The sequence below is a fragment of the Providencia sp. NPDC089933 genome (genome assembly GCF_049545585.1).
Taxonomy (GTDB): Bacteria; Pseudomonadota; Gammaproteobacteria; order Enterobacterales; family Enterobacteriaceae; genus Providencia; species Providencia huashanensis.
This window is the reverse complement of the sequence record NZ_JBMWDT010000009.1, coordinates 184,048-196,554: the sequence shown is the minus strand read 5'-3', so window position 1 is coordinate 196,554 and position 12,507 is coordinate 184,048. Positions and strand designations below refer to the sequence as shown.

The 12,507-nt window shown below is 35.9% G+C and carries 13 protein-coding genes; 7 read left to right on the top strand and 6 right to left on the bottom strand.

Annotated elements, in window-relative coordinates:
- Nucleotides 1–18: 18 nt before the first annotated feature.
- Nucleotides 19–951 carry a ChuX/HutX family heme-like substrate-binding protein gene (locus ACPEH5_RS14360; RefSeq protein WP_166686545.1) on the bottom strand — a complete coding sequence of 311 codons (933 nt, stop codon included), beginning with the start codon at nucleotides 949–951 and terminating at the stop codon, nucleotides 19–21.
- 20 nt (nucleotides 952–971) lie between these two features.
- Nucleotides 972–1,769, bottom strand: a complete 798-nt coding sequence (locus tag ACPEH5_RS14355) for a hypothetical protein (protein WP_129465936.1) — start codon at nucleotides 1,767–1,769, stop codon at nucleotides 972–974.
- A gap of 254 nt (nucleotides 1,770–2,023) precedes the next feature.
- On the opposite strand from ACPEH5_RS14355, the gene ACPEH5_RS14350 reads away from it, so the two are divergent.
- The 4 genes from ACPEH5_RS14350 to ACPEH5_RS14335 all read left to right on the top strand — a co-directional run bounded on the left by ACPEH5_RS14350 (nucleotide 2,024) and on the right by ACPEH5_RS14335 (nucleotide 5,207).
- A complete protein-coding gene (locus ACPEH5_RS14350; protein WP_206227131.1) occupies nucleotides 2,024–3,652 on the top strand; it encodes a DUF4139 domain-containing protein in 1,629 nt (542 codons plus the stop codon).
- A gap of 74 nt (nucleotides 3,653–3,726) precedes the next feature.
- Nucleotides 3,727–4,476: a bifunctional NADP-dependent 3-hydroxy acid dehydrogenase/3-hydroxypropionate dehydrogenase YdfG gene (gene ydfG, locus ACPEH5_RS14345; protein ID WP_042843718.1), complete on the top strand. Its 750-nt coding sequence runs from the start codon at nucleotides 3,727–3,729 to the stop codon at nucleotides 4,474–4,476.
- Nucleotides 4,477–4,561: 85 nt separating this feature from the next.
- Entirely contained in the window at nucleotides 4,562–4,930 is a 369-nt protein-coding gene (locus ACPEH5_RS14340; RefSeq protein WP_042843717.1) for a DUF1283 family protein, read from the top strand.
- A gap of 43 nt (nucleotides 4,931–4,973) precedes the next feature.
- Nucleotides 4,974–5,207, top strand: a complete 234-nt coding sequence (locus ACPEH5_RS14335) for a DUF1161 domain-containing protein (protein ID WP_042843716.1) — start codon at nucleotides 4,974–4,976, stop codon at nucleotides 5,205–5,207.
- Nucleotides 5,208–5,271: 64 nt separating this feature from the next.
- Here the strand turns inward: ACPEH5_RS14335 and bioD are convergent, their stop codons facing one another.
- From bioD to ACPEH5_RS14320, 3 genes are all read right to left on the bottom strand, one after another.
- Entirely contained in the window at nucleotides 5,272–5,946 is a 675-nt protein-coding gene (gene bioD, locus ACPEH5_RS14330) for a dethiobiotin synthase (protein WP_048607224.1), read from the bottom strand.
- Nucleotides 5,947–6,088: 142 nt separating this feature from the next.
- Entirely contained in the window at nucleotides 6,089–7,300 is a 1,212-nt protein-coding gene (locus ACPEH5_RS14325; protein WP_129465939.1) for an ROK family protein, read from the bottom strand.
- Between the two features lie 97 nt (nucleotides 7,301–7,397).
- The gene (locus ACPEH5_RS14320) at nucleotides 7,398–8,303 is read right to left on the bottom strand and encodes a LysR family transcriptional regulator (RefSeq protein WP_042843713.1); all 906 of its coding nucleotides are present in this window, start codon (nucleotides 8,301–8,303) and stop codon (nucleotides 7,398–7,400) included.
- A gap of 115 nt (nucleotides 8,304–8,418) precedes the next feature.
- On the opposite strand from ACPEH5_RS14320, the gene ACPEH5_RS14315 reads away from it, so the two are divergent.
- Nucleotides 8,419–9,687 (top strand): MFS transporter, encoded by a 1,269-nt coding sequence (locus ACPEH5_RS14315; protein ID WP_129465940.1) that lies wholly within the window; start codon nucleotides 8,419–8,421, stop codon nucleotides 9,685–9,687.
- An 86-nt stretch (nucleotides 9,688–9,773) separates the two neighbouring features.
- Entirely contained in the window at nucleotides 9,774–10,340 is a 567-nt protein-coding gene (locus tag ACPEH5_RS14310) for a lytic polysaccharide monooxygenase (RefSeq protein ID WP_048607228.1), read from the top strand.
- 68 nt (nucleotides 10,341–10,408) lie between these two features.
- Here the strand turns inward: ACPEH5_RS14310 and ACPEH5_RS14305 are convergent, their stop codons facing one another.
- Entirely contained in the window at nucleotides 10,409–11,197 is a 789-nt protein-coding gene (locus ACPEH5_RS14305; protein ID WP_166685985.1) for a hypothetical protein, read from the bottom strand.
- Nucleotides 11,198–11,529: 332 nt separating this feature from the next.
- Here ACPEH5_RS14305 and tus point away from each other — a divergent pair, with 332 nt between their 5' ends.
- Nucleotides 11,530–12,447 (top strand): DNA replication terminus site-binding protein, encoded by a 918-nt coding sequence (gene tus / locus ACPEH5_RS14300; RefSeq protein WP_071548117.1) that lies wholly within the window; start codon nucleotides 11,530–11,532, stop codon nucleotides 12,445–12,447.
- Nucleotides 12,448–12,507 lie beyond the last annotated feature (60 nt).

Below are 12,507 nucleotides of genomic sequence, written 5' to 3'. Positions count from 1 at the left end.
TTAATAATGATCAATGAGCTAGTGATTCGGTAATTTCCTCATTAAATCCCCCCAGTATTCATCTTGCTTTTGCCCTTCTCTCCTAACTCCATAAAATTGGGCTATATGCTCTTCATTTTTATTAAATAACTCTAGGCTTGTAATAAACCCATCACGAGAGTTTTTATTAACAACCCAAGCTTCACCAACCTCATCTTTTGCTATTCTTATTACTGATTTCCCTCCTTCTTCAGTTGTACCGTGGATGACTATTTTTTTGCCATTCATTATTTCAGTAATTTTATCTATTAGGCCTGTATAGATCTGGATTGCAGAATCATTACCCACAAAAATCATCATTTTTTTATTGTCGTTATGTATCTTATTTAAAGTTGTCAATAAACTTTCTGTACTTACTTTTCTTGCCAAGTCATTTGGTACTTTTTGGAATGCTTCAAGTTTGCTTATTCCAAGTTGTTGTAGCATTGGATAAAAATGGTGTACATCAGCCATGTTTCTCCATAAGTTTTCAATATCATTACTTTTATTTATTGTTTTCATTGTTGATTTTAGAGAGGAGATTTCACTTGAGCTTATGTTTAAATCTTCTTTTGAATAAAAACTTAATGACAATACTTTATTTCCATCATGAGACATTAAATTAGCTTTATATCTATTATCACTAATTTTTTCGTAATTAACGTTTTTAATTTTCCCAGGGATAACTCGTAGGTCAATCCCACTTGGATTAAGTATTAAATGGCCATTTGCTGCAGGTTGCTTTATCTTACCATTTGTATAGATTATTGAATGCCCTGATGGCCCACTAGTGCTCATTTCTACATTGTTATTTGATATGTTTTTTATGTTTTCTAGAATATGTTTTAATGATGAATATTTGGTATTTTCTTCAAGATTAATACCATATTGACTACTGGTATCCTTTACTGAATAAAGCCTAGAACTGAGCATTTCTTCTTCCTTAATATTATTTAATTAATACCAAATTTTTCTTTTATTTCAAAAGGTAAGTAAACTGACAAATTTTTGACTAAAAAAAATGCATCAGACCTTATGTCATCATTTAAATCAGCGGAAGGCGTATTTATATAATCATGATAGAACTTATTGAGTCTTAATGTTGTATTCATTAATATATCAGATGATTTCTGTTGCTCAGTTAATGAGGATTTACATAAATTTTCTGCACACTTTGCATTTGCTGCTGCGATTGCAATATCGTTAGAAATATTACTTCGGCTACATTGTTCAAAATGATGATGAAAATCATTCTGTGTTAGATCACTTGGTGCAGACATTCCTTCATAAACAATGTTATAAGCAAAATTATATTGACAGGTATTCCAGTACGTAAGTCTTTTTTCTATATCTATCTTTTGTTTTAATTGTTCACTGGTACTAAGTAAACAATCTGTAGAGTTAAAGAATTTCTCATTATTTTCAAAAACCTCTTTGGATAACCCAAAGCTCTCCCACTCCGTATCTCCACTTTTCATTGCTGCCATACCATACATAACGTTTAATTCTTGTAACCTTTTGATTGATTTGATATTTATCTCTTCCTTATTCTTTAAGATATCTTCTATTATATTGATATTTTCAAATGCCTTACTGTTCAGTTCATTTTTTCTTTCGGGGCTAGGCTCGTATTGATTGTAAAGCTCCTTTTCAATTTTTAATAATTCATTATTTAGCGTCTTTATAACTGTAGTGGCATCATTGTGATCAGCTTTGTAATAAAATGTGGAGCTAGTCGGGGCTATATTCATAAAATACACCTATTCTCAATTTAAAAAAATTTGATGTATTATTTTTCCACAAAAGTAAAAAACATCTTTCAATATTTACCTTAATCTTTTTTATTTTCCTTTAGCTATTTTCTGTTTATGGATATTTTTAGGTTTAATAACTTAATTTTTATAATCAACTTTTCGGTTTTATCTGCTATCGCTGAAAAGATCAGTTAAATAGGATGGTTACATAATTTCGTGTGTAATAACTTTATCATTATTGGAGTTCACATATGACCGTATCTACTCGACTGGCAAGTAGTTTGATATTGACGGCACTTTTTACGTCTCAATATGCGTTTGCTGAAGCTAAAAACAATTTAAATCAACCAGTTAAATTAAATCATGCCACTGTATTTCTACACGGGGCTGAATTAGATAATGATGTGACGCTGTCACTTAATAAGGGGCAAAATAAGGTAATTTTAACGAATATAGCCCATAACGTTGACCCACGTACGTTATCAGTTAACCTAAATGATAAAAATGTAATAATTCGTTCTGTTAATATTCAAACTGTCCCTACTGAAGTTGTTTATCCCGAAAATATCAAGGCACTTCAAACTCAACAGAAGCAATTAATGCAGCAAATAGAAGATGCTATTATTGCGATTAAAGTTGGAGAAGAACAATTAAGCTTATTGAAAGACCAACGCTTTTTTGGGGAAAATAATGCTCAATCTTTAGAGCAATCATCCCAAAAGCTAGACTTTATACGTCAGCAAATGACGAAAATTTTACAAGAACAACAAAAATATCAACTCACTATCGATGAGCTTGAAGAAAAATCAGCACTGCTACAAGCTCAAATTGACCAAAATATGCCGGCTTCCCTTGGCAAACAAACACAGGTTGTTATGTCGATAGACGCACCTGAAGCCACAACAGCAAAACTACAGCTTTCTTATTTAACACAGGATGCCGCTTGGTCACCTAGCTATGATATACGCAGTCAGAACACAGAATCACCTATAGTTTTAACTTATAAAGCGGATGTCATTCAAAATACAGGTATTGATTGGGAAAATATTGACCTAACCTTATCGACCATTAATCCATCAAAGAATATCACCCCTTTTGATTTACAGCCTTGGCGTCTGTCAATTTATGATGAAAATAAACAGTTGGAACGTCAAGTCCGTATGAAACCAATGCCAGCTGCACCTGTTGCTATGTATGAAGAAAGTATGACTGCTAGCAAAAAAAAGGTTGGGTCAGGTATTGCTGATTTTGTGACCACCGCAAATAACGGTATTAGCCTAAACTATCAAATCACCCTTCCTTTCACACTGAAAAGTACATCCAAGCCAAGTTCATTGACGATTAAACAAGAAGATATTGCGGCTAAGTATAAGTACACTGCAACACCAAAACTTGCAGAGGATGTCTTCTTACAAGCAGATATTGAAAATTGGCAAGCTCTAAACTTATTGAACGGAAATGCCAATATTTACTATGGAAATACGTATATTGGAAACGTTAAAATCGATGCAAATCGACTGACTGATACTTTACAAGTTCCTTTTGGTATCGATAAAAATATTCAGATTTCACGTGAAAACAATGAAAAAATGAAGAAAAAACCAAGCTTCATTGGTTCAACGGTAGAGCAAAAAGAGAGTTATCTCATCAAAGCTAAAAACATACATCCAACCCCTGTTAAATTAACTATTTATGACCAACTGCCTATTAGTGAAGACAGTGATATAAAAGTGTCAGATGTAGATAATAAAGACGCTGTGATCAACAAAAAAACAGGGAAAATAACTTGGAATGTTGGGCTAAAACCGAATGAAGAGATTCAGATCCCATTTAGTTACACATTAAGTTACCCTAAGGATAAACATATCCTAGGATTATAACAGCTTTTGTAGTTCACATTAGAAAGCGTTAAAATCGCTACATGCTGACACAACAATAACAATTTGAGGTTCTCATGATTATATTAGTAACAGGTGCTTCATCGGGCTTTGGTGAGTCTATAGCTCGCAAATTTATTCAACATAATTATACCGTTATTGGAACGGGCCGTAGAACAGAACGTTTAGAAGCGCTACATCAGGAACTAGGTGAAAAATTTTATCCATTAACTTTGGATGTCCAAGATAGAAAAGCAATTCAATCAGCTGTTGCAAGTTTGCCTGCTCATCTCAAAAATATTGATGTACTAGTTAACAATGCTGGTTTAGCGCTCGGTTTAGAACCTGCTTTTGATGCTAACCCTGATGATTGGGAAATTATGATTAATACCAATACTAAAGGTTTAGTTAATATGACTTATGAGGTACTACAAGGTATGGTCGCTAATAATCATGGTCATATCATTAACATCGGTTCAACGGCTGCGAGCTGGCCTTATAAGGGCGGTAATGTATACGGCGCAACTAAAGCCTTCGTAAAACAATTTTCTTTAGGTCTACGTGCTGACCTTCAAGGCAAAAAGATCCGGGTTACTGATATAGAACCAGGCTTAGTGGGTGGAACAGAGTTTTCCAATATTCGTTTTAAAGGTGATGATGATAAAGCCGCTAATACGTACCAAGGTGCAGAAGCCTTGACGCCTGAAGATATCGCTGAAACGGTTTATTGGGTGGCAACATTACCTGCACATATGAATGTGAATACACTTGAATTGATGCCAGTATGCCAAACCTTTGCAGGTTTAACCGTACATAAACAACTTTGATTTTTAGTACTATTCTATACTGACGCAATCATATACTTTTGGCTATACTTTGGTTATTGCCCCTACTCAAGTAAGGAATTTTTACATGAGCCCACATAAAACTTTGAAAACTGGCTTAACTGCGTTTTGTTTTTGTCTCCCTTTATTTTGGGTAACATCCTCTTTGGCAGCACAAGCAACCACATCCTGTACCGCCGGAAGCACATGTGTTTCTGTTGGTAAAGGTGATGATTCCCTTAACAAAGAGCAAGCGCGTCAGGAAAAAGAGCAATGGGATAATACCCGTATGCTACGTAATAAAGTCAATACTCGTACTGAAAAAGAATTTGATAAGATAGATGCCGCTTTTGATGCAAAAGATAAATGTGAAAAAAGCCTTAATCTGAATGCTTATTGGGAACCTAGCACCAAGCGCTGTCTTGATGTCAGTACAGGCCGTCCAATCAATCCATAATTTCTAGCTTGCTGTTTTATGGATTGATTACCAAGGAGGTATAATGCAAAAGAAATTATTAGTTCCATTATTAGTATTAACGCTAGCACCGGTTTTTGCACAAGCTTCATGTGAAAGCGTAATTGAAGAGATCAAGCAGAAAATCATCAATAACGGTGTACCTGCTGACAATTTTAGTTTAGTCGCAGTCCCTAATGATGAGGTCGATTCATCTAAAGGGCAAGTTGTTGGGCACTGCCAAAATGATTCGTATAAAATTATTTATACACGTCATTGATTGATTTCTAATGGCTAAAATAAAGGGCGCGATATTTTTACGCGCCCTTTATTTATTTTGCGAGTTAGGCGGGTATAGCAATAAATTGTTGAAGTTTTTCCACATCTAGATAATGCCCAAGTTCTTTCTCTTCAGGGCGCAATAGATAGGGTATCTCACCAATTAGTGGGGCCTTAATGTGGTGTTGTAATCTTTCAATGATTTGAGCGTAATGTGCGAGCCCAGGGTTAATGCGATTTGCCATCCAACCAACCAAAGGTAGTCCGTCAGCTCTAATCGCTTCCGCAGTTAACAAGGCATGGTTAACACAGCCATGTTGAATACCTACAACAAGAATAACACCTACTGGTTGCCCTTTTAGCCAATCTGCATAAAACGTATTATCATCAAGAAGATATCGCCATCCTCCATTACCTTCAATGACAACCATGTCACATTGGCTGTGTAAATGCTCTAAGCCTTGTTTGATTTGATTGAAATCAATACTGTTTTCGTGACTATAATTATCGCTGATCCGCACTGGATTGACTTCATCATAGGAAACAAGGTCTTTAGATACACTTTGGATTAATAATGCATCTTTGTTTCTTATCCCCTCTGGCGTATCAATGCATTGATCCGCGATGGGTTTATATCCGACGGCTTTAATTCCCTGGCCATTTAGTGCCTGCAATATGGCAAGCGTCGATACTGTCTTCCCGACATCTGTATCTGTCCCGGTAATAAATAGATTGATCATGGTCTTTTTCTATCCTGAAGTGACAGACTTACACAGCAATAAGCTGCAAAAATGATATGGATTCAGTTTATTGGAATGGGAAAGTGATAAGTTTGCGTTAGCTCAATTTTGTGTGGGATAATGTAAAGATTATCGAATTAATTTAACCTTGTAATAACTGCATCAATAGCGAACCATCATATAAAGCACGTTGTATTAATGATGATTCACTATCACTAACACTTAACGTGGATTTTTCTATTGTTATTTCTGATGAGTAAAGAGGAATTGACTGTTGGTCGATGTAATGATGAAGTTTATCAAAAAATAATTCTGAGATTTGATTAATAGGCGAATTGATTAAGATTAATTCGGTTCCGAGTACATTGACCATTAAAGCTAATGGTTTTGCCAATAACTGCGCAATATTGTCGATAAGTTGAATGCAAAGAGTATCGCCTAATTTTACGCCGCTACAAATGCTATCAATAGAAATAATATTATGTTGTAAGTAAGAGTCAGAATAATTACAGAGTAAGTTATTTGCTTGTTGCAATATTGCAGGTAGGGATGTGTGTGTTTCTAAGCAACCAACACCTCCACAATAACAGGGGATGTTTTGCGTTTTTTTATACTGGGTATGAGCAAATAAATTGGGGCGCTGAGTATTAGCATCTAACGTTATACCATGGTTTAGAACTGTAATATTGACAACATCTTGTAGTTGAAGATAAATAATGTTTTTTGCTTTTCGTTTTGCCAAATGGGAAAAATAATCTTTTAATGCCAAAGCATCCACTGATGGATGTAAATAAATAGGTAGCCCTGTATGTTCAGTTAAGTATTCGCCAATAGCTAATTGGTTAATATTAAAGTGAGCATGGTGATGGATAACGCCGGTATAAGGATCTAAGACGCCATCAGATAGAATGCTTATTGCTGTAACTCTTTCTAATATACTCTGGTGGCTCGCAAAAAAATGACTAATTAATTCAGATAATTTATTTATAAATTGTTCATTATTAATAGGTTTAAAAGGATATTCTGTTTGAGCTAATGTTGTAGCGTTAATTTCCTTTAATGAAATAGTGATTTTCTTGTCTTGTATGCGGATTGCTAAAAACTGCCACCCTTCACTTTCAACGACTAAGCCTACTGCTGGGCGACCACGCAACCCGAGAACAGGAAACTCTAACTCTTTTATTATATGAGCATCCATGAGTTCACGCGTGATTTTAGTGATACTGGCTGGGGCAAGTTGTGATTGTTTGGATAATGCAATACGCGAAATAGGACCATGTTGATCAATTATTCGATATACGATCCCCGTATTTAATTGTTTTATCTGGTCAATATGACCTGTTTGATTCACCATGGCAATAATTGAAATCCTTTATAAAGCAATTAGTTATTATGCCTTAATCTGCATATTAATGATTTCGCATACAGCATAAGTGTGATGTTAATCACAATTATTCACCAACAATATTAGACATTAACAGGTTGGTTAACTTTTTAGCCGCAGCAGGTAAGGTTCTACGCGTATTGTAAACTAACCAAACCTCAGATGAAGCATTAATATTAGCGAGTTTTATATATTTCACACCATCAACTTTCATACGTGTAAACGACTCAGTAATAATTGAAATCCCCATCCCTGCGGAGACGAGGCCTAAAATAGTCATTGCCTCACCTGCTTCTTGAGAAATTTTTGGTACGACACCAGCAGAAGTCAATAGCTGGTTTATCTCATCGTATAATGCAGTCCCGACATCGCGCTCGAAAAAAACTAATGGGTAATTAGCAAGTTGTTCTATATCAATGCCGACATCAGCATATTCGAGCAATGGGTGTCCTTCATAAACCGCCACCATAAAAGGTTCTTTGAATAATAATTTGTAATCTAATTGCTCTGGTAACCCTGTATTTCGCATAATACCGAAATCGATACGGCCAGTAATTAAAGGAGCTATCTGCTGCTTAGTATTCATCTGATGCATATGAATAGAAACTTCAGGATAAGACTCCCGATACTGACGTAAACTCATTGTAACCTTATGCATAAAGGGTGTGGTGGAAGTAAACCCAATAGATAATTCGCCAAGTTCGCCTTTTTCCATTCGCGCTGCTTTAGTCGCCGCAGCATTAACCTGAGCCAAAATTTGATAGGCTTCTTTCAAGAACATCGTTCCCGCAGGTGTTAATGCGACGTTACGATTATTTCTTTCTAATAATTTTGCATGGATTTTTTCTTCAAGTATTTGTATTTGTTGGCTTAAAGGTGGTTGTGACATATGCAACCGCTCTGCTGCTCGGCCAAAGTGTAGTTCCTCGGCGACAGCAATAAAGTATCTAAGGTGTCGAAGTTCTATGCTCATAGTTCATTTGATATCTTTAAAGTATTATTGTGTATAATTAATATATTAGACAAAAAACTGAAAAATTTCTATTCTTTGATCGAAATCAAACCAGTTGGTATGACAAGGAATACATATGGAACATTCATCAAATAGTCTGACTTCTGAGCAACCAGCCAAAGGGAAAAAAACGGACGCCCCTGCCCATACCGAACCTAAAAAGCATTATATTCAAAGAGATGATGCTCTATATTTACGTGTCACTTTATCTTTCTTTACCGTTGGGTTCGCTACATTCGCGCTGTTATATTTTGTTCAACCTATCTTACCAATGTTGTCTGAGGATTTTAATGTTTCTCCTGCAACCGCGAGTTTGTCGCTATCACTCAGTACAGGTTTAATGGCTCTAGGTCTATTAATTACAGGGCCAATTTCAGATGCCATTGGTAGAAAAAACGTCATGGTCATTGCACTGATGTGTGCTGCGCTATTTACCTTATTAAGCTCTGTAATGCAAAGCTGGAATGGTATTTTGATAGCTAGAGCATTGGTTGGGCTATCACTTAGCGGAGTCGCAGCCGTTGCAATGACTTATTTAAGTGAAGAAATTCACCCGAGTTATGTTGCGCTCTCCATGGGGTTATACATTAGCGGTAACTCTATTGGCGGTATGAGTGGGCGGTTAATGACTGGGGTAATTTCAGATTATTATTCATGGCGGGTCGCTGTTGTTCTTTTAGGGGCATTAGCGTTGATCGCTGCAATTGGCTTTTGGCGGCTATTACCTCCATCTCAACATTTCCGTGCAAGCTCATTAAAACCTAAAAATTTATGGGTAAACTTACACCTACACTTTAGGGACCGGGGTTTGCCTTGGCTCTTTGTAGAAGGCTTTGTACTGATGGGTGGTTTTGTGACAATGTACAACTATATTGGTTACCGCTTGCTTGACGCCCCCTACTATTTCTCACAATCCACTGTAGGCCTTCTTTCTGTCATTTATTTAACGGGAACATATAGCGCAACTAAAACTGGTAGTCTCACACAAAAATATGGTTTAGGTAGTGTACTAATCTCTGCAATTTGTATGATGTTAGTAGGTATATTATTAACATTACACCCAAATATTTGGGTGATCCTATCTGGTATGACGGTATTAACGGCGGGCTTTTTTGCAGCACATTCAGTTGCAAGCAGTTGGGTTGGGCGAAGAGCGAAACGGGCTCGCGGCCAAGCATCATCGATGTATCTTTTTAGTTATTATGCCGGTTCAAGTATTGCTGGCACCTTAGGTGGAGTATTTTGGACTTATTTTGGATGGAACGGTGTTGCTTTATTTATTGCTGGAATATTACTTATCGGTATTATCATCGCCTATCGTTTGAAATTAGGATGTTATGATTAATTATCTTAGTATTTAATAAAGGTTGAAATTTCGATCCTCCTCGTTGTTAGTGATGATAGTTATTCTATTAATGACGAGGAAATTCTATGAAACAACAATTACTACTTGTACCTATCCTTTTTTTCTGCAGTTTTTTGGCCTACCCCCACGGATATGTAAAGTCTCCAGAAAGCCGTTCGTATTTGTGCCGCAAAGAAGTAAATACCAATTGTGGTCAAATTCAATATGAACCTCAGTCACTAGAAGGTCCAAAAGGTTTCCCACAACAAGGCCCTGCTGATGGTGAAATTGCTAGCGCTGGCCTTTCTCAGTTTTCACCGCTCGATGTACAAACAGCTGAGCGATGGAAGACTGTTCCCCTGAAGACCCGTAATGTAGAATTTGAATGGTATTTAACTGCAAAACATAAAACGACCAAATGGGAATATTTTATGACTAAACCCGATTGGGAGCCCAATATTCCCTTATCTCGTGCTCAATTTGAATTAACCCCTTTTTGCGAATTTCACCGTATAGAAACCCCCGATAACACAGTCAAACACAACTGTGTGTTGCCTCAAGAACAAACAGGATATCAGGTTGTTCTTGCTGTTTGGACGATAGACGATACGTCAAAGGCATTCTATCAAGTTATTGATTTATCATTGGATTAATGTTTTTCATATAATAAAAATTGAGTAATAGGCTAAACTGTATATTTATATCTAAAACCATTTCAATACTATATGTTATGTATATTGAAATGGTATTTATTGACATCATCCACCGTTACCTTGCTACTCCTTGTACCTTCAGTAAATGTTAATCCACTTTCTCTTTCACTTATTGCGGGTAATCGAAAACGTTCCATAAAGTCTTTGGCTCGACGTACTTCTGGTCTCAAATAACTATTAAAATTATTAGCATGCTCAGCTTCTGCTAATAACGGATTAATAAATTGCATAACTGAGTGAATTGGTTGTTCAAAAGCGTTAATACTTCCATCTTGTAAGTTCAATACAACCCCATAGTTATGTGGTATACACGATGAAATCGCCCATTGTTCCCAAGATGAATTTACCCCATGATTGTTTAATACCTTTTTTACCGGCTCACCAATGTTATCCCCACCCATAAGCCAAATTCCTCCCGTAAGCGTTGATACAACATCGCTATTATTCTGAGGAGCTATTTGTGATAAAGTTGCAGTAACTGCTTGGTCTATCAAACTTATTATATTATGGTCAAAATGAATAACGGCTCCAGTCTGATTATTTTTATTGTATAGCGTTGCGACCACACAGGTTTGCGCATTCACAGAACATAAATAATTATTCTCATTATTAGTACTGTAACTAGATAAAACGCCTTCCCCTTGTAAAGCACAACGAAGATGACTTGGTGTTGCCCCTTCGGGTAAAGCATCTTGAATATGTTGAATGGTACCAAGGTATTGGTAATTAGCTTGTGTAGTTGTATTTTTTTGAAAAAGGTCAACAAACGGTTGGATCAGCGGTGGGATAGTCAGCATACCTTACCTTTTAAAATTGAGTGAGTATTACATCATTTATAATGTTTAATATTTCCATAATTAAGACATTAATACTTTCAATTTAATATATAATTTACTGAATTTTATTCGAGGATAATGGCGTATTCCAAAGCCTTATATCGAAAAGATATCGATGGTACTGCTATCGTGAATACTCATCCTGAAGTACCAATGAAGAGAAAAAGCTACCAGTTCCCCTGCCCGTTAACGTTAAGTTTCGCTAAAATCCCCCGTTGTCTGGTTAAAAAATTGCTAATAATGATTGTTAATGCTACATTTTATTTATCACAAACAGAATGTTGTAACTAAAAATGAACCCTAGACAAAAACTTATCGACACTTTCAATAACTTAGAGATTGAAATAAAACAACTTAGTCATTTATTATTAGAACAAGCTCAACTCGTCCCATTTGTAGCAAGTACGTTTATTTTACCTAATATAATCAAAGGTGAAGAAAATAACGAGATTAGCCATATTCCAGTTCAAAAATTAACTAGTCATAGCGCTATTGAAGCAACAATTAAGTTAATTAACCTACTGTTTATCCATAATAAATCTGAAGAAATTAGCAATAAATCGGCTATCCGTCTACCTGGTGTTATCTGTATCCAAACTGAATTAAAAACATATCGGGAATTTAATGCGTTAATATCAAAGATTAATGAATTAAAAGTACAGATAAAAACAATCGTTACACAAATAAATGAAACTCAACGTTTTGAATTTATAAGAGAAAGCCTTCATGGGTTATTAACATTAAATACCTATCGCACCCTCACCTCACTAGTCGATATTGATACCATTAATTTTGGATGGGCCAATAAAAAAATCATCAATAAAGTGACCAAAGAAACCGTATTAAGCCGTTTACAAGCAAGTTTAGAAAGTGGTCGCTGCCCTTTACATATCCCTAAAGAACATTGGCAATTACAAATAGAAAGCGATATTCAATTGATCTACTCGTTACCCCATGATGCGATTTTAAAAACTCAACGCCCTGTAAAAGTTCAGCCGATAGCGCGAGTCTGGGATAGTTCTCAACAAAAACAAACCCAATTTGCTTGCTCTACCCCCTTATTTGTTTTTGCCCTAGAGAAAACAGTTGCCGAAATAAAAGTTGGTGAATTACACGATTACCATGTAGATAATATCCCACTACGTAACCGGCCAAAAGCTAAGCCAGTAGAATTATTAATCCCACGTTTAAATTTATATATAGAACGTTAAAAAACACCCAATTGTTACCAATATGGGTGTTTCCTCAGTTTATTACATGATATTAGCAAG

Excerpts from the sequence above, each read along its gene's own strand:
- ACPEH5_RS14360 (WP_166686545.1), bottom strand. The coding sequence starts at position 951 with ATGCTCAGTTCTAGGCTTTATTCAGTAAAGGATACCAGTAGTCAATAT.
- ACPEH5_RS14355 (WP_129465936.1), bottom strand. The coding sequence starts at position 1,769 with ATGAATATAGCCCCGACTAGCTCCACATTTTATTACAAAGCTGATCAC.
- ACPEH5_RS14350 (WP_206227131.1), top strand. The coding sequence starts at position 2,024 with ATGACCGTATCTACTCGACTGGCAAGTAGTTTGATATTGACGGCACTT.
- ydfG (WP_042843718.1), top strand. The coding sequence starts at position 3,727 with ATGATTATATTAGTAACAGGTGCTTCATCGGGCTTTGGTGAGTCTATA.
- ACPEH5_RS14340 (WP_042843717.1), top strand. The coding sequence starts at position 4,562 with ATGAGCCCACATAAAACTTTGAAAACTGGCTTAACTGCGTTTTGTTTT.
- ACPEH5_RS14335 (WP_042843716.1), top strand. The coding sequence starts at position 4,974 with ATGCAAAAGAAATTATTAGTTCCATTATTAGTATTAACGCTAGCACCG.
- bioD (WP_048607224.1), bottom strand. The coding sequence starts at position 5,946 with ATGATCAATCTATTTATTACCGGGACAGATACAGATGTCGGGAAGACA.
- ACPEH5_RS14325 (WP_129465939.1), bottom strand. The coding sequence starts at position 7,300 with ATGGTGAATCAAACAGGTCATATTGACCAGATAAAACAATTAAATACG.
- ACPEH5_RS14320 (WP_042843713.1), bottom strand. The coding sequence starts at position 8,303 with ATGAGCATAGAACTTCGACACCTTAGATACTTTATTGCTGTCGCCGAG.
- ACPEH5_RS14315 (WP_129465940.1), top strand. The coding sequence starts at position 8,419 with ATGGAACATTCATCAAATAGTCTGACTTCTGAGCAACCAGCCAAAGGG.
- ACPEH5_RS14310 (WP_048607228.1), top strand. The coding sequence starts at position 9,774 with ATGAAACAACAATTACTACTTGTACCTATCCTTTTTTTCTGCAGTTTT.
- ACPEH5_RS14305 (WP_166685985.1), bottom strand. The coding sequence starts at position 11,197 with ATGCTGACTATCCCACCGCTGATCCAACCGTTTGTTGACCTTTTTCAA.
- tus (WP_071548117.1), top strand. The coding sequence starts at position 11,530 with ATGAACCCTAGACAAAAACTTATCGACACTTTCAATAACTTAGAGATT.